This window comes from Metabacillus sp. YM-086 (assembly GCF_048059995.1).
In the GTDB taxonomy this organism is placed as follows: Bacteria; Bacillota; Bacilli; order Bacillales; family Bacillaceae; genus Metabacillus; species Metabacillus litoralis_B.
In genome coordinates this window covers 58,982-81,525 of record NZ_JBLUOI010000007.1, presented here as the reverse complement: position 1 = coordinate 81,525, position 22,544 = coordinate 58,982, and the positions used below count along the sequence as shown (strand labels likewise).

Annotated in this window: 22 protein-coding genes; 4 read left to right on the top strand and 18 right to left on the bottom strand. The window is 36.6% G+C overall.

Going from position 1 to position 22,544, the window contains the following annotated elements:
• Positions 1-131: 131 nt before the first annotated feature.
• Together secDF and ACEWK1_RS05030 are read right to left on the bottom strand one after the other, a co-directional pair.
• Positions 132-2,375 (bottom strand): protein translocase subunit SecDF, encoded by a 2,244-nt coding sequence (secDF, locus tag ACEWK1_RS05035; RefSeq protein WP_212136788.1) that lies wholly within the window; start codon positions 2,373-2,375, stop codon positions 132-134.
• 136 nt (positions 2,376-2,511) lie between these two features.
• A complete protein-coding gene (locus ACEWK1_RS05030; RefSeq protein ID WP_121665063.1) occupies positions 2,512-2,805 on the bottom strand; it encodes a post-transcriptional regulator in 294 nt (97 codons plus the stop codon).
• A 146-nt stretch (positions 2,806-2,951) separates the two neighbouring features.
• Here ACEWK1_RS05030 and spoVB point away from each other — a divergent pair, with 146 nt between their 5' ends.
• Positions 2,952-4,523, top strand: coding sequence for a stage V sporulation protein B (spoVB, locus tag ACEWK1_RS05025; RefSeq protein WP_212136790.1), 1,572 nt, complete (start codon positions 2,952-2,954; stop codon positions 4,521-4,523).
• 90 nt (positions 4,524-4,613) lie between these two features.
• Here the strand turns inward: spoVB and ACEWK1_RS05020 are convergent, their stop codons facing one another.
• Positions 4,614-5,273 carry a DUF421 domain-containing protein gene (locus ACEWK1_RS05020; RefSeq protein WP_232273855.1) on the bottom strand — a complete coding sequence of 220 codons (660 nt, stop codon included), beginning with the start codon at positions 5,271-5,273 and terminating at the stop codon, positions 4,614-4,616.
• A 76-nt stretch (positions 5,274-5,349) separates the two neighbouring features.
• Positions 5,350-6,642 carry an ArsB/NhaD family transporter gene (locus tag ACEWK1_RS05015; RefSeq protein ID WP_212136792.1) on the bottom strand — a complete coding sequence of 431 codons (1,293 nt, stop codon included), beginning with the start codon at positions 6,640-6,642 and terminating at the stop codon, positions 5,350-5,352.
• 247 nt (positions 6,643-6,889) lie between these two features.
• Here ACEWK1_RS05015 and ACEWK1_RS05010 point away from each other — a divergent pair, with 247 nt between their 5' ends.
• Entirely contained in the window at positions 6,890-7,276 is a 387-nt protein-coding gene (locus ACEWK1_RS05010; protein WP_257535876.1) for a TIGR04086 family membrane protein, read from the top strand.
• A 45-nt stretch (positions 7,277-7,321) separates the two neighbouring features.
• Here the strand turns inward: ACEWK1_RS05010 and yajC are convergent, their stop codons facing one another.
• From yajC to nadB, 12 genes are all read right to left on the bottom strand, one after another.
• The gene (gene yajC, locus ACEWK1_RS05005; protein ID WP_098798774.1) at positions 7,322-7,582 is read right to left on the bottom strand and encodes a preprotein translocase subunit YajC; all 261 of its coding nucleotides are present in this window, start codon (positions 7,580-7,582) and stop codon (positions 7,322-7,324) included.
• A gap of 25 nt (positions 7,583-7,607) precedes the next feature.
• Positions 7,608-8,753, bottom strand: coding sequence for a tRNA guanosine(34) transglycosylase Tgt (tgt, locus tag ACEWK1_RS05000; protein ID WP_121662952.1), 1,146 nt, complete (start codon positions 8,751-8,753; stop codon positions 7,608-7,610).
• Positions 8,754-8,808: 55 nt separating this feature from the next.
• Positions 8,809-9,837 carry a tRNA preQ1(34) S-adenosylmethionine ribosyltransferase-isomerase QueA gene (gene queA / locus ACEWK1_RS04995; protein WP_212136794.1) on the bottom strand — a complete coding sequence of 343 codons (1,029 nt, stop codon included), beginning with the start codon at positions 9,835-9,837 and terminating at the stop codon, positions 8,809-8,811.
• 51 nt (positions 9,838-9,888) lie between these two features.
• Positions 9,889-10,089, bottom strand: coding sequence for a DUF2905 domain-containing protein (locus tag ACEWK1_RS04990; protein WP_121662954.1), 201 nt, complete (start codon positions 10,087-10,089; stop codon positions 9,889-9,891).
• Entirely contained in the window at positions 10,082-11,086 is a 1,005-nt protein-coding gene (ruvB, locus tag ACEWK1_RS04985; protein ID WP_121662955.1) for a Holliday junction branch migration DNA helicase RuvB, read from the bottom strand. The genes ACEWK1_RS04990 and ruvB overlap by 8 nt, the downstream gene beginning before the upstream one ends.
• A 9-nt stretch (positions 11,087-11,095) precedes the next feature.
• Positions 11,096-11,704, bottom strand: a complete 609-nt coding sequence (ruvA, locus tag ACEWK1_RS04980; protein WP_121662956.1) for a Holliday junction branch migration protein RuvA — start codon at positions 11,702-11,704, stop codon at positions 11,096-11,098.
• Positions 11,705-11,928: 224 nt separating this feature from the next.
• Complete coding sequence (locus tag ACEWK1_RS04975) at positions 11,929-12,408, bottom strand: intercompartmental signaling factor BofC (protein ID WP_251406902.1); 480 nt, start codon at positions 12,406-12,408, stop codon at positions 11,929-11,931.
• A gap of 172 nt (positions 12,409-12,580) precedes the next feature.
• Positions 12,581-13,294, bottom strand: coding sequence for a YhcN/YlaJ family sporulation lipoprotein (locus tag ACEWK1_RS04970; protein WP_162987426.1), 714 nt, complete (start codon positions 13,292-13,294; stop codon positions 12,581-12,583).
• Positions 13,295-13,480: 186 nt separating this feature from the next.
• On the bottom strand, positions 13,481-14,926 hold the full coding sequence (safA, locus tag ACEWK1_RS04965; protein ID WP_212136796.1) for a SafA/ExsA family spore coat assembly protein: 1,446 nt from the start codon (positions 14,924-14,926) through the stop codon (positions 13,481-13,483).
• A gap of 332 nt (positions 14,927-15,258) precedes the next feature.
• Entirely contained in the window at positions 15,259-16,371 is a 1,113-nt protein-coding gene (gene nadA / locus ACEWK1_RS04960; RefSeq protein ID WP_212136798.1) for a quinolinate synthase NadA, read from the bottom strand.
• A gap of 12 nt (positions 16,372-16,383) precedes the next feature.
• Positions 16,384-17,214, bottom strand: coding sequence for a carboxylating nicotinate-nucleotide diphosphorylase (nadC, locus tag ACEWK1_RS04955; RefSeq protein WP_212136800.1), 831 nt, complete (start codon positions 17,212-17,214; stop codon positions 16,384-16,386).
• Between the two features lie 2 nt (positions 17,215-17,216).
• On the bottom strand, positions 17,217-18,770 hold the full coding sequence (gene nadB / locus ACEWK1_RS04950) for an L-aspartate oxidase (protein ID WP_212136802.1): 1,554 nt from the start codon (positions 18,768-18,770) through the stop codon (positions 17,217-17,219).
• Positions 18,771-18,887: 117 nt separating this feature from the next.
• Between nadB and ACEWK1_RS04945 the strand changes: the two genes are divergently transcribed.
• A complete protein-coding gene (locus tag ACEWK1_RS04945) occupies positions 18,888-20,015 on the top strand; it encodes an IscS subfamily cysteine desulfurase (RefSeq protein ID WP_212136803.1) in 1,128 nt (375 codons plus the stop codon).
• Between the two features lie 60 nt (positions 20,016-20,075).
• Positions 20,076-20,621, top strand: coding sequence for a transcription repressor NadR (locus ACEWK1_RS04940; protein ID WP_212136805.1), 546 nt, complete (start codon positions 20,076-20,078; stop codon positions 20,619-20,621).
• 460 nt (positions 20,622-21,081) lie between these two features.
• On the opposite strand, the gene pheA is transcribed toward ACEWK1_RS04940, so the two are convergent.
• Together pheA and ACEWK1_RS04930 are read right to left on the bottom strand one after the other, a co-directional pair.
• Positions 21,082-21,963, bottom strand: a complete 882-nt coding sequence (gene pheA, locus ACEWK1_RS04935; protein WP_121665066.1) for a prephenate dehydratase — start codon at positions 21,961-21,963, stop codon at positions 21,082-21,084.
• A gap of 21 nt (positions 21,964-21,984) precedes the next feature.
• The gene (locus tag ACEWK1_RS04930) at positions 21,985-22,428 is read right to left on the bottom strand and encodes an ACT domain-containing protein (protein ID WP_098798757.1); all 444 of its coding nucleotides are present in this window, start codon (positions 22,426-22,428) and stop codon (positions 21,985-21,987) included.
• Positions 22,429-22,544 lie beyond the last annotated feature (116 nt).

The following is a 22,544-nucleotide window of genomic DNA, read 5'->3' as shown; positions in this document are numbered from 1 at the left end:
CCTCTTTTGCTCGTACCTATAGTTTAACCAATTGTTTACAATAAATGAGGGTTATCCCATCTCATTGTATTATTTCGTAAACCATGTGGTTACTTTAAATAATGACATTAGAGAGAGATAACCCTTAATTTTTATACTTGTGGTTCGTCACTTACTTGGGAAGGAACATCCTTCTTTTTCGTTAATTGCTTTCCTTTCCAAATCAGCCATAGCTGAGCAGCAATAAATAAAGAAGAATAGGTACCCGAAACCAATCCAACTAATAATGCAATCGAGAAATTCGTAATTGAAGTACTACCAAAGATCATTAGCGCTACAACAGCAATGACAACAGTCAGTACCGTATTAACAGATCTAGTAAAGGTTTGCTGTAAACTGCGATTTACAATTAACTTTAAATCTTCAACAGTTTTAACCTTCTTCTTCTTATATAACTCCCTAATCCGGTCAAACGTTACAATCGTATCATTTATAGAATAACCGACAATTGTTAAAACCGCTGCAATAAAGGTAATGTCAACCTCTAAACGGGTGATACTGAAGAAAGCAATGATAAAGAATGCGTCATGAAGCAAGGCGACAATTGACGCAAGCGCCATATAAAACTCAAATCGAATCGCTACATAAATGATGATGCCTATAGAAGCGATCAATATCCCATACATTGCATTTCTTGCAAGCTCTTTCCCAACAGTTGGAGAAACTGTACTTACATTTGGATCCATGCCATATAATTCTTTAAAATGGCTTTTTACTTCAGCAATTTTTTGCTGATCTAAAACACCGATAAATCTAGCCACACCAATTTCATTGTTATTACCAGCCAAGACAACATCATCAGCTTCTAGACCTAGTTTTTCCATTTCATCATTTACTTCTTGTGTTGTTAGGCTTTTGTCTGCTTGAACCTCAACACGTGTACCACTAGCAAAATCAATTCCAAGATTCAAACGGAATACTACTAATATGACAATTCCTACGATTACAAGAATTGTTGATAACATAAAAAATTTCTTGCGATGTTTTAAGAAATCTACATTGTCAAAACGAGTAGGTGCAATCGTATCATCATCTGTTTCTTCGATACTGATTATATGCTCCTTCTTCACACCAAAATAACCTTTTTTCTTATCAAGCCAGCGGCTCTCTACTAATAGCGCAAGTAATATTCTTGATAAAAATACAGCTGTTAAGAAACTTACAATAATACTAATGATTAACATTGTGGCAAAGCCTTTAACAGAACTTGTCCCAAAGAAAAAGAGAACAGCTCCTGCTAGAATGGTGGTAATATTCGCATCAAAGATCGTTGTAAATGAACGTCTTGTTCCTGCCTTAAAGGCCGAGCGAACGGTACGACCGAGTTTTAGTTCTTCTTTAATACGTTCATATGTGATAATGTTTGCATCAACCGCCATTCCGACACCAAGAATAAGTGCAGCAATACCTGGTAATGTTAAAACACCATTCATCCAATCGAACACTTGAAGAATTAAGTAAATATACGTTGAAAGAGTAATAACAGCAATAAAACCTGGTAAACGATAGAAGAATAACATGAATAGGAAAATGATAGCTATTCCTACAATTCCAGCCAGAACTGTTTGATCTAATGCCTGCTCACCAAACTGAGCTCCAACAGATGTTGAATACATTTCTGTTAACTTTACTGGAAGAGAGCCTGCGTTTAATAAATTCGCCAAATCTTGTGCTTCTTGGATTGTAAAGTTTCCTGTTATGGTAACATCTGTTTGATTAAAAACTTGGTCAACATTTGGTGCAGAAAGATATTTTGGATCTTGCTTAGTCGCTTCTTCTTGGAATGAATCTCCTTCTTCATAATCAAGCCAAATAACAAGTTGATTATAAGGAGCATTTCCTACAATTTCTTCTGTTACTTCTTTAAACTTCGTTGCATCTTTCAACTTAATCGCAACATTAGGTTTTCCTTGCTCATCAAATGATTGCTTCGCTCCACCTTCTACTAAGTCAGAGCCATTAAGCATCTCTTTGTCTTCATAATCACGGAAAGTTAATTCAGCTTGTGTAGATAAAATTTCCCGTGCTTTATTCTGATCACTTACACCTGCAAGTTGAACACGAATTCGATCTTCACCTTCAATCTGAATATTCGGTTCACTTACTCCAAGGACATTTGCACGCTTTTGTAGAGCATTAACTGTACTTACAAGCACATCCCTTGTAATTTTGTCCCCTTTGTTTGCTGGTTCAACTTCATATAAAATTTCGAAGCCTCCCTGCAAATCTAGTCCCAAAATAATGTTGCTTGTTGCCCTATTTGTATTCAGGCCAATAATACTACCTACTACTAGGACAAGTAGAAAAAACGCAATTATGCGTCCGCGCTTAACCATTATGTATCCTCCTTAATTTCCACAAAACGAATGATATAAAGCCGATAATAAATTACTAAAAATGCAGGCTTTGTTTATTTTACAAGGTTAACATTCCCCATCAAATTATACGCTTTTAAAAGATGTAGAATCAATGTTAAATCAAACCTTTTAACAAATCTTTACCTTCGTCACTGTCGAACCAATTTCCTCCTTTAAATGATTCAACAGTGGCATAGTTCATAAAATCTCCAATTTTTAGTGCCAGAATATCACGCACAACCTCATGTACATAAAGTTCAGGTGTTTTTTTCCATTTTTTTGTTTTCAGAAATGACCAAAGCTTTTCTTCAGAAACATCCTCATAACCTAGAATCATAAATTCTTCTAATTTGCTCTTAATCGCTGGTTTCACATGATGACGGAATTCATCAATTGGCTGCTTATTCATCATTTATACACTCCTTTTACGAGACATTTTAAGGGCTATGTAAAGGAAGTACCACACAATCCGATATAACTTGTCATGCTTGGCCTATTCCGACGCATATAGTAATTGTATATGATTCCACGTTATTTGAGAAGGCAGGGAGAGAAATGTCAAAGCAAACGTTTCTAAAAGGAACGCTCATATTAATCTTGGCAGGATTTATAACCCGTGTATTAGGATTTATTAACCGAATAGTTGTTGCCCGTTTTATCGGAGAAGAGGGGGTTGGTTTATATAACATGGCTGTCCCAACCCTTGTTTTAGCTATTACCATTACACAACTTGGATTACCTGTTGCCATTTCAAAGCTTGTTGCAGAAGCGGAAGCAAAAGGTGATGCTCGTAAAGTAAAGAAAATACTTGTTGTTTCGTTATCAATAACCGGAACGTTAAGTATCATTTTCACACCGGCTATGATGCTTCTCGCACCATTTTTATCTGAGCATGTATTTACTGATCAACGAACATATTGGCCATTGCTAGCAATTGCCCCCGTAGTTCCAATCGTGGCAATTTCTTCTGTTATCCGTGGCTATTTCCAAGGACGGCAAAATATGCGACCTGCTGCCATTTCCCAAGTATTAGAGCAAGTTGTTCGTATTTCCTTAGTTGCGATATGTACAAGTGCCTTTTTACCATACGGAATTGAATATGCCGCAGCTGGCGCAATGATTTCAGCTGTTGTTGGAGAATTGGTTTCACTTATCTACTTGGCAGCCATGTTTAAAGTGAAAAAGAAAATAAGAATTCGAAGAAAGTTCTTTAAATCCGTCAAAAACGGAAAAGAAACATTTAATCAATTAATGGGGATCGCACTCCCAACAACAGGAAGTCGCTTTATAGGATCACTTTCATGGTTCTTTGAACCAATTGTTGTTGCAAACAGCCTTGCTATAGCAGGAGTTGCCACAGCTGTTGCTACAAAACAATATGGAGGTCTTACAGGATATGCAATACCTTTGCTGATGCTGCCTTCATTCATTACATATTCTTTGTCTACCTCCCTTGTTCCTGCAATAAGTGAAGCAATGGCTAACAATCAGCTAAAGCTCGTTGAACATCGCTTGCAGCAAGCTTTAAGACTGTCACTTGTAAGTGGTGGACTGGCATGTGTTGTGTTATATGTTTTTTCAGAACCTTTAATGAGCATCATGTATGGCAGCAGTAAATCTGCCATCTTCGTTCAAGTGATGGCACCATTTTTTATTTTTCATTATTTCCAAGGACCTTTACAGGCTGTGCTACAAGCTTTAGACTTAGCAAAAGCTGCTATGATTAATAGTTTAATAGGTTCAGCTGTCAAAACAGCTCTTATCTTCGTATTAGCAACAAGACCATCTCTCGGTATTATGGGTGCTGCTTTGGCCATTGTTATAGGTATAATGCTTGTTACTCTTTTACATTTTGCAACAGTCTTAAAGGTTGTTCCATTTACAATTCATGTTAAGGACTATATTAAGAGTGGAATGACCATGGTCATTGCCGGTGTGACAGGATATTTATTTTATGAAAATGTCGTTTCGGAATTCACAATCATATTAAGGTTAATTACATCTTTAACCGTTACATCACTAATCTATTGCTTCTTACTTTTAGTGTTAAAACTTGTAGAAAAAGACGAAATACAACGCATTCCATTTGTAGGTCATTTTCTGGCTCGACTAATACCAGCAAAATAATTTTTTTCTATTCCATGCAATTGAGTGATGCTCAATTGCTTTTTTCTTTCACATAAAAAAAGATGAAAGTCGATGCGACCCCCACCTACATTAATTTTTATCTTCATCCTTCAAATCAATGAAAAAAATCCCTTTTCCATATGTGCATAACGAAATTTGCTTTGTATCTTTATAACCTAGTTTACGAAGCTGCTGCCTTAACCATAAGGTATTTTTATTAATCGTGTGTAGATTCTCATCTTGAATGGTTCCATCAACAATTAGAGGAAGCTGAAGCTCTGGTTGCTTTTTATTTTTTTTCTGTTTTTCAATGACAGAGAGTTTCCCGGTAGGTTCCAAAATCGCAAACTCGACGTCAGCAACATTGTTTATATTTTTGTCACGAAGCTGTGTCATTAAATCATCAAAGTTATATCTTTGTGTTCTCATGGCGTGTTCATCTACTTTTCCACGATTAATAATAATGGTTGGCTTTCCATCTAAAATATGCCTAATCTTTTGATTTTTAAGTGATAGATATGCCAATGAAATCTGCAGCGTCATCAAAATAAGCATAGGAATAGCTGTATGTATCAGTGGATCACTCGGGTCCTCAATTGCTGTAACTGCCATTTCTGCAATCATGATAAAGACCACTAAGTCCAATATGCTCAACTCACCAATTTCTCTCTTGCCCATTAATCTAAAAATAAGAACAATGAGAAAGTATAGAAATAAAGTACGAGCCAAGATCGTGATGTAATATTCCACTTTTCATGGCCTCCTTTTATCTAATTGCTTAACACTTATTTTGAACGATAACGTAACTTTTATGTAAACATTTCATCTACATCGTAAAGTTTAGAAGATATCGAAAATAAACGTAAACAGAGGAGATACCAAGTGAGATAATAACGATTGGAAAACCAACTTTAAGAAATTCGATAAAATTGATATGCTCTTTTTCCTTTGCTGCAAGTCCTGCAACAACTAAATTAGAGCTTGCACCTAATAATGTCCCGTTTCCTCCTAAACAAGCTCCTAAAGCCAATGACCACCATAAAGGATCTAAATTGGTCATTCCGTAATCTTTAAACTCGATAATCATCGGAATCATTGCCGCGACAAAAGGAATATTATCAACAAAACCGGATAAAATACCTGTCATCCATAAAATAAGCATTGATGTTTTAGGTAAATCACCTTCTGTGTAAAACACCATTCCCCGTGCAAGCTCATCAATAACCCCTACTTCTTCGAGCCCGCCAATTAACATAAATAATCCGACGAAGAAAAACAATGTTCCCCATTCCACTTGTTTAAAAACCTCATCAGGCTTGTATTCATCGTGGGTAAGCAACAATAACAATAATGCCCCTGCTAACGCAATACTCGTCAGATCAATGTGTAAAATGGGATTTAAGACAAAGCCAGCAATAGTTAAAAGTAAAACAAAAATGGACTTTGGTAACGCTGGTGTTAGTTTTAAATAGTTACTCGCCTTAATCGACGCTAGCTTTTTTTGATCAATCGTATCAACCTGAAGCTTTGGCCAATAAATTGCGATTAAGTAAATTAGAACCACTGCATAAATAATCAGCACGATGGGACTTAAATGAGTAATAAAAGCATTGAACGTTAAATGCTCAACTGCTTGACCAATCATGATATTCGGAGGATCTCCAATTAGTGTGGCTGTTCCACCAATATTTGAAGCAATAATGATTGTAATTAAATAAGGAATGGCTGGTATATCTAACATACGCACGATTGTAAGGATGATTGGAACAAGTAGAAGCACCATCGTCACATTAGCAAGAAAAGCTGATCCAACAGCTGTTAACGTAGAGATAACAATAAGAAGTGGAATAGGCCTCCCTTTTACAAATTTAGCCATGATAATAGCTACAAACTCAAATACACCTGTTTGACTTGTAATAATGACAATCAGCATCATCGCGAATAACAGCGAAATTGTATTCCAATCTATGTACGTAAGAAATGCCTTGTTTATATCGTAAATTCCAACAATAAGCATAGCGACTCCACCCAAACCAGCCGCTAAAGCACGATCAATTTTTTCCGTCATAATAACAAAATAAGTAATGAGAAAGATGATAACTGTTAAAGTGGTAAGCATTATTTATCCTCCTTGATAGTAAACACCACTCAAAAGCAGCCGGATAATATGGTGTTATCTATCGAATGAATAGTACTCAATAATAAGTAAAAGGATTTTTTAAATCTATATGCAAGTCCTCTTTACCATCATATGATGCAAGTCCACTAAAATATTTATAGTCTATTTTTTTATTCTATGAATATTCTTTAATAAGACGAGCTCACAACAAGCTCGGGACTTGTCTAGAGGGAAAGGGGGATGCTTTGTGGAAACAAAACAATGGGGTAAAGCAATCCTTTATGGTCTTATCACCATCTTTGTTATGGCGTTAGCCACAAGCCTAGTATTTTCTTTATTATTAAAGTTTACCGATTTAACAGAATCATCAATTACATGGGTGCTTTTAGGTTTGTCGATTTTAGCCTTATTTATTGGTGGCTTTGTTGCCGGAGGAAATGGCAAGGAAAAAGGCTGGCTAATCGGAGGGATTACCGCCCTGCTTTTCTCACTCATTATTTTATTGTTTAAATTTCTGGGCTATGGGGAAATTTTTACAATGGAAGAACTTATGTATCATGGGGGATTTTTATTAGTAGCGATGCTTGGTGGAATCTTTGGGGTTAACGTGTCTTCATCAAGAGCAGCAAAATAAAAAACAGGGTTATATTTATACCCTGTTTTTTTTATTATGTACTATTTAGTCTTTGATAACTTCACGTACTGATTTACGATCGAATGTTAAACGAGTGCCATCTCCTACTTTTAGGACGATTTTGTTTTCGTCAACTGAATCAAGGATACCATGTAATCCTCCGATCGTCACAATTTTGTCACCCTTTTGTAGACTGTTTTGCATTTCACGTACAGCTTTTTGTTGCTTTTGCTGCGGACGAATTAGCAAGAAGTAAAAAATCGCGAACATCAATACTAACGGTAAAACTGTTCCTAACATTTCCATTTATTTCACCCCTTTCAAGCCTGTATTAAAAGTTTTTAGCATTTGGTTTATTAAAACCATATGTTTCAAAGAATTCATCGCGGAAATCGCCTAAACGATCTTCACGGATTGCTTGTCTAACTTTCTCCATTAAGTTTACCAGAAAATAAAGATTATGATAAGATGTTAATCTTAAGCCGAACGTTTCATCACTTTTAATAAGATGTCGAATGTATGCACGAGAAAAATTACGACATGTGTAACAGTCACAGTTTTCATCCAGTGGACCAAAGTCTTTTGCAAATTTTGCATTTTTCACGACTAATCGACCTTCACTCGTCATCAATGTACCGTTTCGCGCAATTCGAGTTGGTAAAACACAGTCAAACATATCAATACCGCGGATCGCTCCATCAATTAATGAGTCAGGAGATCCTACACCCATTAAATAACGAGGCTTGTTTGAAGGCATTAATGGCGTTGTAAATTCTAGTACCCGATTCATCACATCTTTAGGCTCTCCAACAGATAATCCACCAACCGCATAGCCCGGAAAATCCATAGAAACTAAATCTTTTGCACTTAGCTTTCGTAATTCCTCATATTCCCCACCTTGAATGATTCCAAACAATCCTTGATCATTTGGTCTATTGTGAGCTTTAAGGCAGCGTTCAGCCCAACGAGTTGTTCGTTCAACTGACTTTTTCATATAATCATATTCAGCTGGATACGGTGGACATTCATCAAATGCCATCATTATATCAGAACCTAAATCATTTTGAATGTGCATCGCTTTTTCAGGAGATAAAAACAGCTTGTCACCGTTCAAATGATTTCTGAAGTGTACACCCTCTTCTTCAATTTTACGGAATTCACTTAAACTGAATACTTGGAATCCACCTGAATCTGTTAAGATGGCGCGATCCCAATTCATAAATTTATGAAGCCCTCCAGCTTCTTTTACAATCTCGTTTCCTGGACGGAGCCACAAATGATATGTATTACTTAAGATAATTCCTGCTCCCATTTCCTTTAATTCTTCAGGAGACATTGTTTTGACAGTCGCAAGTGTTCCTACTGGCATAAACACCGGTGTTTCAAAGCTGCCGTGCGGGGTGTGTACCTTTCCTAATCTTGCTCCTGTTTGTTTACATGTTTTAATAAGTTCGTAACGAATTGGTGAAGTTGACACCCTATTTCCTCCTTAAATGTAACGCTCTGTTTGTCCTTTGAGTAAAGGGACAATATTAGATAATCAGCATAGCATCTCCAAAGCTGAAAAATCGATATTTTTCCTTTACAGCAGTCTCATATGCATGCATAACATGGTCTCGTGTTGCTAACGCACTAACAAGCATAATTAATGAAGATTTCGGCAGGTGGAAATTTGTAATCATGCCATCAATCCCTTTAAACTCGTAGCCAGGATAAATAAATATATTTGTCCAACCATTTTCACTAGCAAACTTGCCATTGTGTTTAGAAGCGATGGTCTCAAGTGTTCTAGTTGAAGTCGTACCAACAGAGATAATTCTTCCGCCATTTGAGCGAACTTCATTTAAAAGAGCAGCCGTTCCATCTGTTACTTGATAAAATTCAGCATGCATTTCATGCTCTTCTACTGTTTCAGCACTAACGGGACGGAAAGTTCCTAACCCTACATGCAAAGTGATAAACGCAATATGCACACCTTTATTTTTGAGCTCATCAAGAATCTCCTCAGTAAAATGCAAGCCTGCTGTTGGAGCAGCTGCAGAGCCGATTTCTCGTGAAAAAACAGTTTGATATCTTTCACGGTCATCGAGTTGCTCTTTAATATATGGTGGTAATGGCATTTCGCCAAGCGCATCTAGAACTTCGTAAAAAATTCCTTCATAGTCAAATCGTAGCAAACGACCACCATGTTCACTTGATCCAACACAGGTTGCTTTTAAATTTCCTGCTCCAAATGTGATAACTGTTCCTTCTTTCACTCTTTTTGCAGGCTTTACTAGCGTTTCCCATACATCATCTTCTTGTTGCTTTAACAACAGAATTTCGATACTTGCTCCTGTATCCTCCTTAACTCCAAAAAGTCGGGCTGGCATGACTCTTGTGTTGTTAAGAACAAGACAATCACCTGGATTAATATAATCAACAATAGACTTAAATGTTTCATGTTGAATGTCTCCGGTCTCTTTTTGAAGAACCATTAATCTTGACGCATCTCTTTCTTTTAATGGTACTTGTGCAATTAATTCTTCAGGAAGATAAAAATCAAATAACTCTACTTTCAATACATTCACCTAATTTCTAATCGATCTTCTTACATATTTTAAATCTACTTATTACTTAAATCGTCCAAGAAACGAAAAAACTAAGGAAAGGACAATACTGATAACAATACAGGTTACAATCGGGAAAAATACGGTTGTATTTCCTTTTTTAAACACAATATCTCCTGGTAGTTTTCCTATAAACTGCATAAAAAATCCGACTATAAGAAGGATTCCACCTATGATCATTATAACTTTAGGAAAATCAATCATGATGAGGAGCCTCCATTTTAAAATGTTGGTAAACAAGGTCGGTTACAATTCTTCCTCTTGGTGTTCGTTGAAGAAACCCTATTTGTAATAAGTATGGTTCATAAACATCCTCGATTGTATGTGATTCTTCTCCTATTGTTGCCGAAATTGTATCAATACCAACCGGACCACCACGAAATTTTTCAATAATACCAAGCAAAAGCTTGTGATCAATATGATCAAGACCTAATTTATCAACTTGCAATCTCTCAAGAGCGTCTGTAGCCAATTCATTCGTAATCGTTTCTACTCCTGTTACTTGAGCAAAGTCTCGAACCCTTCTTAACAAACGATTTGCAATCCTCGGCGTTCCTCTTGATCTTCTTGCCATTTCAACTGCAGCATCGTAATCTAACCCTATTTCTAGTATTTCCGCTGTTCTCTCAATGATGTGGGCAAGCTGTTTTTCATTATAATATTCTAGTCGACTTAATACACCAAATCGGTCGCGAAGAGGTGCTGTTAATAAACCAACCCTTGTTGTTGCTCCAATGAGAGTAAACGGAGGAAGATCTAATCGTACTGATCGAGCAGTCGATCCTTTTCCAATCACAATATCTAGGCAAAAGTCCTCCATTGCAGGATACAACACTTCTTCGATTGATCGATGTAAACGATGAATTTCATCGATAAATAGAACATCTCCAGGTTCCAAAGCCGTTAAAATAGCTGCTAAATCTCCAGGTCTTTCTATCGCTGGACCTGATGTGGTACGAATATTAACACCCATTTCATTGGCAATAATTGTTGCCAATGTGGTTTTTCCTAATCCAGGAGGTCCATATAACAAAACATGATCAAGAGTTTCGCTTCGCATTTTAGCAGCTTCTATAAATACTTTTAGGTTTTCTTTTACCTTATCCTGTCCGATATATTGACTCAGTGTTTGAGGTCTTAAACTCTGTTCAAGAGATGATTCTTGTAAGTCTGCTTCACTTGAAACAAGACGTTCGTCCATGTTATCACCTTACTTTAATAGCTTTTGCAAAGCTTTTTTTACATACTGATCAGTTGATAGATTTTCTTCTTGTAGAGAAGGGGTAATCTTTTTAATTTCCCGTTCTGCATACCCTAAGACTTTTAATGCCTCAATAGCTTCATTTAAGGCATGATTTGCTGTTTCAGTTTGCTCTACCTCTTCATGGTTGAACAGATCTGGTGCATACAGAGCTGCTACATCTCCTAATTTACCTTTTAAATCCAAGATTATTTGACGTGCAGTTTTCTTCCCAACACCTGGGAATTTCACTAAAAATGTATCATTTTCATTTTCAATCGCTTCTATTACCTGTGAAGGATTACCTGATGCAAGTATCGCTAAAGCACCTTTTGGCCCAATTCCCGTCACATTTAAGAGCTTCATAAATAACGCCTTTTCTTCCCTTGATGGAAATCCGTATAAAGCTAATATATCTTCTCTCACATGTTGATATGTATAAACAACAACTTCCTCTTTACGGCTTTTCGTATAGCTGTAAGGATTCGGGGCATGAATTTGATATCCTAATCCATGATGATCAATAACAATGTGCTCAGGGGTTATATCATCAACAAACCCTTTAATAAACTCAATCATTTCTTCACCTCATTATGACTGTACCTCATTGTATCAAAAAACGTTTCTATTCAGAAGTCATTTTCACTCAATCTCTCAAAAGGGGTACAATTGTTCTCATCATTCTATCTTATCATTTATTATAAGATGTTTGTACGTATTTCTTATTTTAAGAAAAGTTTTACTTTTTTCCTTATTAGAAAAAGAGCTAACCTAAGAGAAACTCTTTAGATTAGCTCTAATTTTCATTGTTTTTCGGTTTTTGAATAATACTGAAGGTTTTGTAAGACTTCTAGATATTGATCTTTAGATTGAATACGAATTCCCTCTTTAAGTTCATCATGTTTTCGACTCTCTAATTTCTCAACATCTAACTGAAAAAATGATTGAATGACTTCATTTGTTTTTGGCTTTCCATTAAAGATCGTTAATGTGCCATCACCAGCAATACCAAAATAGCCATTTGTCTTTAATAACGGAGAGATATCATCAATATTTTTTTGAAAGACAACTCTATCCTCTTCTTGATTTAGCAATTGCCAATCCTTATACTCGGCCCAAAAATCTTTCATTGATAAGATGGTTTCCTTTGTAACTTCCTCACTGATTTCTCCATCTAAGTATTTTCTTTTCAATATAACCTTTACTGTTAAAGGCTCCTGTACACTATGTTCTTCAGCGTGAATAGGCTGTTGATTTACATTTAAAAGACTGATAAACAACATAACTCCTACAAAACTACAAATGGTAAGGATGCGGCTTCGATGAAACATTCTCACCTATCTCACCTCGCTAATGATTATTAAATCATTTTATATTGTGACCATTTATAGAAGTTTTAACCAAAAAATTTTCACCCCCGAAAAAATTTAAAAAACAAGGAGCAAAGCTCCTTGTTTAACGGTTATTATTAAAAGGGCGTTGAACCGCATCTCCTAGGTCATTCAATAATTCATTAACATCTGTATCAATGACATCTCTGTCTACAGCATTTTGAATATCGTTATCAATATTTCGAATGCGTGTAAACGTTCCGTCATCTGTGTAAACTTGAATATTGCGTCCCTCTGACATTTTTTGAAGCTCTTTTGTTACCTTTTGCTTCATATCTTTGTCATTTCGATCATTCGTATCAATCGCAACAAGCACATTGTCATCTGTAACAATGACTCGCGCATCCTCAACGTTGTCCATTTTTTCAACGGAGTTTTTCACTTTTTGAGCAATTTCACCATCACCACGGTTATAATATCCCACTTCATTTAAATGGCGGTGATAATTCGCATCTCCATGACTATAGCGGTTGTCACGAACAAGACCGTTATCATTATTACCTAGCGGGACAGTTGGATTGCTCATATTACGGTTATCATACCGATTGTTAACTCGTTGAAAATAATTACGATTATTTTCGCCATTCATTCCATCCATCATTTCAGTAACAGGACCTTCGTTATCTGCACCGTTACCTTCATTTGTATAGTATCCCATAGGCTGAGCTTGATTATTGTTATTGTTTTCTAAGGCACCTTGATCTCCATTACAAGCTGTTAAACCCGTTGTTAACAGTGCAATTGCTGTTAAAGCAGTAGCTTTTTTACCTTTTGTCAAATCAATAACCTCCCCAAGATACTATCTGAGCATGATGATCGCTCATGTATTATCTTGTACAAGCAAGGGAAAATAAGTCTGTTAGTTAAAGGTAACAAATTAAAAATATGGTGCTGACTTTAGAAAATAACTTGTACTTATTGAAAGAAAAAAGCAAGGGTGCTTTCACCCTTGCTTTTAAGCAAATTAATCTTCTTCCTCTTCATCACGTTCATCATAATTAGGCATTCCAAACATTTGACCACCTGGAGCTGGTTGCGCTGGATTGTATCCATAAGGACCTGCACCATATGGGGCATAACCTGGTTGGGCCATAAATGGCTGTTGATATGGCTGTTGATATGGCTGTTGATATGGCTGTTGATACGGCTGCTGAGCTGGAAAACCGCCATATGGTTGGGCCATAGGGTACCCGCCATATTGATATGGATTCGCGTATGGCGTCGGACCACCGCAACCACAATCATTTTGGTCATATGCTGGTGCTACTGCCTGTGGATATGGCATATTTGGCATTTGTGGTTGGTTTTCATAATCATAATCATCTGGCATTTCATCATAAGCACCCATAACCTGATTAGGATATCCTGTAAAGCCAGGTCCAGGCATAACCGGTGAAACTGGTACCCCTGCATATGGATTCACCGGAAAGTTAGGTGCATATTGTGCAGGTGCTGCTTGCGGGTATGGCATATTTGGCATATGTCCTTGATTTTCATAATCATAATCATCATCTTCATCATATTCCTCAGGACTTACTGCTGTTGGATAAGGTTGGTTTGGCATCATTCCCGGTCCATATCCATATGGCATTTGCATTGGATAGTATGGAGCAGGTGGACAAAGCCCTGATCCTGGTAAGACTGGTGAAACTGGTACCATATACTGTGGTGAAACATATTGCGGCTGATACATTGCCGGCTGGTTATAAGCAGGCATCTGCATTTGTGGCATATTAGGGACATTCGGGACATTTGCCATATTAGCTAAATTCGGCATGTTTGGAACATTCGGCATATTGGCCATATCTTTTAAATCCTCCTTATCTTCTGTTTCTTCTGGTAAGTAAAATGGCTCTAGTTTTTCTTCTGCGTCTACTTTTGTCATATCAGGTAAGACATTTGCCGGTTTTGGTGGAAGTTGTGGATTTGCCATGTTTGGCATCATTGCCATATTCACCGTATAATAATTATTCACATCCATGCCAGTATATACCGGATGTTGTGCATTTGGTACAGGCGGTATATAAGGTTTTGATGGTTTTTCTGATAAAGGCTCTTTTGGCATAGTGTCTTCAACATCTACAACTGCCTTAGGCTTTTCTTTTGCAAATGGGTGCTCAGCCTTAGGCATTTGCTTCTGGATAGGTGACTCCTCTTGAATTGGTGCAGTTTGCTGTATAGGAGCCTCTTTTTTTATTGGCGCTGTTTGCTGTATAGGTGCTTCCTTCTTAATTGGTGCTTCCTTTTTTACAGCCACATTACCAGAAGGTACTTTGATCTTCATCCCAGGCATGATAAGATCTGGATTACTTAATTGTGTATTCATTCCTTTTAACTCTTCAAAATCAACTCCGTATTTTTTTGCAATTTTCCAAAGAGTGTCGCCTTTTTGTACAATATGAATTTTCAATGCTTTCCCTCCTAAGCCTAAAAGTAACTCTAAGTCAACTTCTTCGATGAATGAATGAACATAATGATGTTCGATAAAATAAAGAAATCATTATGTTGCTTGAGCAAGTTATAAAGAATTCAGATAATGCCATTAATCTTCATAACAATTTATGAGTAAGAAATGGCGAATATGAATAAAATGATAATAAAAGTGGATAAACCTATGGAAACAGACCTTGTTACAATACTATGATTCGGTTTTGAAAATTATTAGAATTTTTTTAAAGAGTATTAAGTTATCCCATTAAAATAAAAAAAGAACCGACCAAGTCGATTCCTTTTAGGTATATTTTATACATTTGCAAGCATACGGTCTAATGCTAATACAGCATCTTTTGTAATGTGTTCTGGTACAACAATTTGGTTAGAGATTTCTTCTTTTTCAAGTCCTTCTAAGGACCAGAGAAGATGAGGCAAGTCAATTCGGTTCATTGTTAAACACGGGCACATAAACGGATTTAATGAAACAATCTTTTTATCAGAATGATTTTGGATGAGTCGATTTACAAGGTTCATTTCTGTTCCAATTGCCCACTTTGTTCCTGGTTCAGCTGCCTCGATCATATCAATAATATATTTAGTAGAACCGGCGTAATCAGATAAGCCGACAACCTCACGACTGCATTCAGGGTGAACAATGATATTCATATCAGGTTCCGTTTTTCGGATATGTTCAATATTCTTTACTGTAAAATTCTCATGAACGGAACAATGCCCCTTCCAAAGAATGACAACAATTTCTTCTACATTATTACCTTCATACTCCAGCTCATTCGTAATCGGATTCCAGATTGCCATTTTGTCTAAAGGCACCCCTAAGTCATAAGCTGTATTTCTTCCTAAATGCTGATCCGGTAAAAATAATATCCGTTGTTTTTGAGTAAATGCCCATTCTAGCATTTTTTTTGCATTGGATGATGTTACCGTTGCTCCACCATTTTTACCAACAAATGCTTTAATAGCAGCAGTCGAGTTAACATAAGTTAGTGGAAGAATTGTATCTCCAAAAACAATTTGTAGCTTTTCCCACGCACGATCCGTTTGATCGATATCTGCCATATCAGCCATTGAACACCCGGCTCTCATATCCGGTAGGATCACTTTTTGATTTTCTGATGTTAACATATCTGCTGTTTCAGCCATAAAATGAACACCGCAAAAGACAATATACTCAGCCTCTTTATTTAATGCTGCTGCTTGCGCTAATTGCAGAGAATCACCAGTAACATCAGAGAATTGAACAACTTCATCTTTCTGATAATGATGTCCAGGTATATAGAGCTTTGAACCGAATTTCTCTTTAATTTCCTTTACTCTTCTTTCCATTTCTGCCGTTGTTAAATTTTTGTAGGATTCCGGCATCATTTCTTTCTTTTCATGTTCAAGGATATCTAACAGTTCCATTGATGTTCCCCCCTATTTTACATTTAAGCTTATATCTAATGATTTGTATGAGTGTGTGAGCATTCCTAAGGAAATATAGTCAACATTCGTATGACGATAATCCGCTAAATTGTGTAAGCCAATTCCACCAGAAGCTTCGGTGATAATATGCTTTGGTGTTATTTCTGCAAACCTTGCCACCTCTTCTGGTGAACGGTTATCAAACATAATAACATCCGCACCTGAATCAATTGCTTCTAGTAACTGCTCCTCTGTTTCAATTTCCACTTCAACCTTTACCATATGACCCGTACTTTCTCTTACTTTATTTACAGCATTTGTAATGGAGCCAGAAAAGGCGATATGATTATCTTTAATCATCACTCCATCATACAATCCAAAACGATGATTAAATCCGCCACCACAACGAACAGCGTATTTTTCAAACATTCTTAAACCAGGCGATGTTTTTCTCGTATCACAAATTCTTGTCGTATTTGATCCAAGTAAGTGAACAGCTTTATTTGTTAATGTTGCAATTCCACTCATGCGTTGAAGCAGATTTAAGATGACACGTTCTCCGCTTAAAATAACGGCAACCGGTCCTTCAATTTCTGCAATAATGTCTCCTTTTTGAAGAAGATCACCATCTTGTTTTTTAAGATTTACTTTTATATCTGATTGAAATAAAGAATAGCCAATTTCAATCACGTTAGCACCTGCAAATACTCCTTCTTCCTTTGCAAGAATAACGGCCTCTCCTCTAGACTTCTCACCGAAGATGGTCTGACTTGATATATCTAATTCACCTAGGTCTTCTAAGAAAAACTCTTCCAACTTTTTCTTTAGTTTTATGACATTCATTTTTATACCCCCACAACCATTTCATTCTTTGATTGAAAAACTTGTTTTCGATGCCATTTTTCTACTTGATTTGGATAATCTAAACGATAATGACCGCCTCTACTCTCAGTCCTGCTAAGAGAAGAAGTAGTAATCAACCAACCAACTGTCAGCATATTTGTTCTTTCTATTTCATCTATTGTGAAATCCTTCACATTAATATCCCAAAAAGAGACCTGATCCTGATAAGATTCAAACCATTGCTTAGCGATAAGAAGCTCTTCCTCTGTTCTTTGAATTCCAACATATTTTGTCATGATTTCTTGTATTTCGTGTTTAGTCGGAAGTTTTTTGTTGTCATAATGACTTATTTCATTTGAGTGAAGACTGAAATTCGTTGTACTTTGATGTTCAAAAGGCTGTGATAAAAGATAAGTTGCCAATCTTTGACCGAATACAAGCCCTTCTAATAAGGAGTTGCTCGCTAACCGGTTGGCACCGTGTACACCTGTACATGCCGCTTCTCCAATAGCATATAAATTCTTAATACTTGTCTCCCCTTTATCATTTGTAACGATACCACCCATCAAAAAATGCATGCCAGGCGCTACGGGGATTTTTCCAGATTCAAGTTTTACTCCATATTGTCTGCAAAGTGCAGAAATCGTGGGAAATCTTAAAGAAAAGTTCTCGATCATAGAGATATCTAGAAAAACACGATTTCCTTTTCTCATTTCATAGAAAATGGCTCTTGAAACAATATCTCTTGAGGCCAAGTCAGCTTGAGGATGCAATTTCCTCATAAATGCTTCGTCATTTTGATTAATTAAAATGGCTCCTTCTCCTCGAACAGCCTCAGAAATAAGACCAACACACTTTCCATTTATATGAAGCATCGTAGGGTGAAATTGAATAAATTCCATATCAGCGATGTTTGCTCCTGCTCTATATGCCATTGCAATTCCATCACCTGTGATTACATCAGCATTTGAGGTATGGCCATAAACAGCTCCACAGCCACCACTTGCAATAATTGTTTTACTTGCTAGGTATTGCTGACATTCCCCTTTGTCGTTCTTTGTATAAACACCAACACATTTTCCATTGTCAATCACTAGCTCGATCGCCATTTCATTTTCAATCATAGAAACATATTTCTTCGTCTTCTGATACAAGAAAGTAGTCAACTCTTTTCCAGTTGCATCTCCACCAGCATGAATAATTCGATTCCTACTATGAGCCCCTTCTTTACCAAGCAATAATTGTCCGTATGAATTAGTATCAAAATTCATTCCATTTTGAATTAATTCCTGGATTTCAGAAGGACCATCTTGTACAAGGTACTCAACATTCTGCACATGATTATGATCACAGCCAGCAGCCAAAGTATCTTCATAATGAAGCTTCCAAGTATCTTTTGAATCTACAGCAGCAGCGACTCCACCTTGTGCAAGCATTGAATTACTTGCTGACCATGAAGACTTTGTAATGATTGTGACATTCAGGTAACGAAGATGATACGCAGCAGAAAGTGCCGCAAGTCCACTACCGATAATAATAACATCTGTTTGAGGCATAACACCCCTCCTGTAATTTACACCTGTCTTGACACCTATATTTACATAAATTTAAAATAATGACAAGAGTTTTTATTTCGATCTTTGTAAGATTATTAGAGTAATAGGAGGGATACCGTGATTTACCTTGACTATGCAGCAACAACACCAATGAGTGACAATGCTCTTCACATATATACTAAAGCCGCAAAAAATGCTTTTGGAAACAGCAGCAGCTTACATGATATTGGGGAAATTTCAGCAAAAACACTACATGCCTCTAGAAAAATCATTGGAGATTCTATTGGGGGAAGTGAAAAAGGCGTTTATTTTACAAGCGGAGGTAGTGAAGCAAATATAATTGCAATTCAATCTTTATTAAATGGCTTAGATTCTAACAAAAAACATTTGATTACCACTGTAATGGAGCATTCTTCTCTTTTTACTTTTTTCAAAAGATTAGAATCTGAAGGGTTTGAAGTAACTTTCTTATCTCCTGATCAATATGGGAACATTTCATTATCTTCAGTAAAAAAGGCAATAAAGAGTGATACAGGACTTGTCTCCATTCAACACGGTAATTCAGAGATTGGAAGCATACAGCCTATTGAAGAAATTGGACTATTTTTAAAAGAAATGGGAATTATTTTTCATAGTGATTGTGTTCAAACATTTGGAAAAATACCTCTGAATGTCACCAATATTGATGCAATATCGATTTCAGGTCATAAAATTTATGGACCTAAAGGAATTGGGGCAGCATATATAAATCCATCTATTCATTGGCACCCAGTCATAGAAGGTACAACACATGAATCCGGGTTTCGTCCTGGAACAGTCGATGTCCCGGCCGTTGCAGCATTTGCAACAGCTACTAATGATATAATGACTAACAGAAAAGACTTCTACAATCACTATCAAAGGTTGAAAAATTTGTTTTTTGACTTACTTCAACCTTATAACGAAAAAATAACTGTATTAAACTGGGACGACAAGTTTCACTCTCTGCCAAACATACTGCCTATTATGGTGAAGGGAATCGAGGGACAATACGTCATGCTCGAATGTAATCGGTTTGGCTTTGCTGTATCAACAGGAAGTGCATGTCAAGTCGGAATGCAGGCTCCCCCGAAATCTGTTGTTGCATTAGGATATAGCGACCAAGAAGCAAAGCAATTTATTAGGGCATCTTTCGGAAAGGATACAACTGAAGAACATATTAGACGTTTTACTGATGTTTTAATAAGAATTGTAGAAAATTTCTAAAAAACTTGATCGAATATAAAGAGCAATGGTTTACTAGTGTATAGAGTGTACTCTGGAGGAATGAAAATGAAAGATAAAATTTTAGGAGAAGAGCGAAGAAACCTATTATTAGATAGACTAATAAATGCCGAGGAGCCCCTCACAGGTGGAGAGCTAGCAACCTTAGCGAATGTAAGCAGACAAGTTATTGTACAGGATATTTCGCTATTAAAAGCCAAAAACCATCCAATTATTGCAACAAGTCAAGGCTATGTTTATTTAAATAAAGAAACTAGTGAACAAAAGCTGCATGAACGTATTATTGCATGTAGTCATAATCCTGAACGAACAGAAGAGGAACTAACCATACTTGTGGACCACGGTGTTTTCATCAAAGATGTTATTGTTGAACATCCTGTTTACGGTGACTTAACAGCATCTATTATGGTTGGAAACCGAAATGATGTAAAAGAGTTTATGAAAAAAATCAATCAGCATAATGCAGCTTATTTATCACAATTAACAGAAGGTCTACACCTTCATACATTGCAGGCCGATACAAGCGAAAAACTAGATTTAGCTTGTGAAGAGTTAAATAAGGCTGGATTTTTAATAAAAGAATCATAAAAAGATGACCCAAAAGGTCACGGGTTCTGTTTTGAAGTACAATATACGAATTAACATTGCATTTCGTATAGTAATTCGTGCTAGCCTTAAAAACAATTTGGCAAGTAAATCAGTAAAGCAAAATGCTTGGAGACATATATGCTCCAAGCATTTTTTATACCAAGATAAGCCAGATTAAGTGATTTCTAAAATCTTCAAGAATCAACAGGAAGTAAGCTACTAAATAAGCGGAGAAATTTCTCTTATTGAGGAACTAGCATGAAAAATAGATTAAATAGACGGAAAGATTCCGCCTATTTAATCGAAAAAGATGAAAATGGACCATTTTACTTTGCTTAATCGGATAAACTCCGCTTATATCCCCCAAACCACGTTCCATTCTTCAATCTAACCGGAAAAACTCCGTTTATTTGAACCATCGGTTATTCAATTAAACCGAACCCGTTACACAAAACCTTTCTTATTTTGCCTCTTTCTCTGCACCCTGCTTAATCATATAAGCATCATAAGTACCTAACAGCTTTACGCCGCAGCCAAGAGCTTCTAATTCTGAGATAGCTCCTGGTATTAAGACTTCATCTACTTTCATATCAATATCAATGATAAAAAAGTAGTTTCCTAAACCAGTTTTCATTGGTCTCGATTCAATTTTCGAAAGATTTAGCTTGCGCCAAGTAAACGCGGATAACACTTGATGCAATGCACCAGACTGATCAGATGGTAAGGTAACCATCAAAGTTGTTTTTTCCTTTTCCGACACCAATTTCGAACTTGGATACTTCCCATCAAGTGACGGATGAACAATGGCAAAACGAGTATGATTATAGTGATAATCATGAATATTAGGCTTAACAATTTCTAAACCATATTCCTCAGCTGCTAGCCTGTTTGCAATTGCTGCAACAAGTTCTTCGGGATGCTGACTCACATAGTAAGCTGCAGCTCCTGTTGAGGTAGCATAGTCATATGTAATGCCTTTAAACGTGTTATGCAAAAATTTATGACATTGAGCTATAGCATGGGAATGTGAATAAACACGAGTTACTTGCTCCCATTTCTCTTTATTAGCAGGATGAACCATAAAGTGTTGCTCAATTGGTGAAACAATTTCCCCTACTATATATAATGGTTGCTCATGGATTAAATAGTCTATCGTTAAATTTACTGATCCTTCAAGTGCATTTTCGGTAGGTACGACGGCAAAATCAATCTCCCCACCAGCCACTGCATCAATACATTGCGGTATTGTGGAGTAAGCTACTTGCTCAATGTCATCTCCAAAATATGATTGAACAGCTAAGTGGGTAAATGTTGCTTTCGGACCTAAAAAACCTACCTTTATTGCCAACTTCCATTCAACTCCTTATGCTCCTTGCCCTAAAATTTCAACCTTTTCAACAAACTCTAATCTTCTTAGCTTGGACATAAGCTGATTAATCTCTTCTGTCATCCCATTTGTATTAAGTGATAGCGTCACATTAGCACGACCTTGAATTGGAATCGTTTGATGTATCGTTAACACATTACAACCAGCATTTGCGACAACAGATAGCAAATGAGAAAGTGTACCACTGCGATCTTCTAAGTGAAAAAAAAGGGTAATCAGTTTTTCTTTAACCATTGTGTGAAATGGAAACACGGCATCTCGATATTTATAAAAAGCGCTACGGCTCATATCAACACGCTGCACAGCTTCGGCTACAGAGTCTACCTTCCCTCTTTCTATTAACTTCTTTACCTCAAGTGTTTTTTTCATCGCTTCAGGTAATATATCCTCACGCACCAAATAAAAGGTATCGTCCTTCATGATTTCCCTCCCACTTTTTTCTCAATGTAGATAATTTATCACAATATTGGCTAAATTTCTTCCTTTTTCAGAAGAAAAACGAAATTTCCTTATAAATTGACCAAATATATGTATAG

What these genes read in the sequence shown, in the direction of transcription:
- ACEWK1_RS05015 (WP_212136792.1), bottom strand. Translation starts at nt 6,642, where the DNA reads ATGCTTACCACTTTAACAGTTATCATCTTTCTCATTACTTATTTTGTT.
- ACEWK1_RS04940 (WP_212136805.1), top strand. Translation starts at nt 20,076, where the DNA reads ATGAAAATGAAAGATAAAATTTTAGGAGAAGAGCGAAGAAACCTATTA.
- yajC (WP_098798774.1), bottom strand. Translation starts at nt 7,582, where the DNA reads ATGGAAATGTTAGGAACAGTTTTACCGTTAGTATTGATGTTCGCGATT.
- ACEWK1_RS04930 (WP_098798757.1), bottom strand. Translation starts at nt 22,428, where the DNA reads ATGAAGGACGATACCTTTTATTTGGTGCGTGAGGATATATTACCTGAA.
- nadC (WP_212136800.1), bottom strand. Translation starts at nt 17,214, where the DNA reads ATGAATGTCATAAAACTAAAGAAAAAGTTGGAAGAGTTTTTCTTAGAA.
- nadA (WP_212136798.1), bottom strand. Translation starts at nt 16,371, where the DNA reads ATGGAACTGTTAGATATCCTTGAACATGAAAAGAAAGAAATGATGCCG.
- ACEWK1_RS04975 (WP_251406902.1), bottom strand. Translation starts at nt 12,408, where the DNA reads ATGTTGTTTATCAGTCTTTTAAATGTAAATCAACAGCCTATTCACGCT.
- ACEWK1_RS05030 (WP_121665063.1), bottom strand. Translation starts at nt 2,805, where the DNA reads ATGAATAAGCAGCCAATTGATGAATTCCGTCATCATGTGAAACCAGCG.
- ruvA (WP_121662956.1), bottom strand. Translation starts at nt 11,704, where the DNA reads ATGATTGAGTTTATTAAAGGGTTTGTTGATGATATAACCCCTGAGCAC.
- ACEWK1_RS04990 (WP_121662954.1), bottom strand. Translation starts at nt 10,089, where the DNA reads ATGATTGATTTTCCTAAAGTTATAATGATCATAGGTGGAATCCTTCTT.
- ruvB (WP_121662955.1), bottom strand. Translation starts at nt 11,086, where the DNA reads ATGGACGAACGTCTTGTTTCAAGTGAAGCAGACTTACAAGAATCATCT.
- secDF (WP_212136788.1), bottom strand. Translation starts at nt 2,375, where the DNA reads ATGGTTAAGCGCGGACGCATAATTGCGTTTTTTCTACTTGTCCTAGTA.
- spoVB (WP_212136790.1), top strand. Translation starts at nt 2,952, where the DNA reads ATGTCAAAGCAAACGTTTCTAAAAGGAACGCTCATATTAATCTTGGCA.
- nadB (WP_212136802.1), bottom strand. Translation starts at nt 18,770, where the DNA reads ATGCCTCAAACAGATGTTATTATTATCGGTAGTGGACTTGCGGCACTT.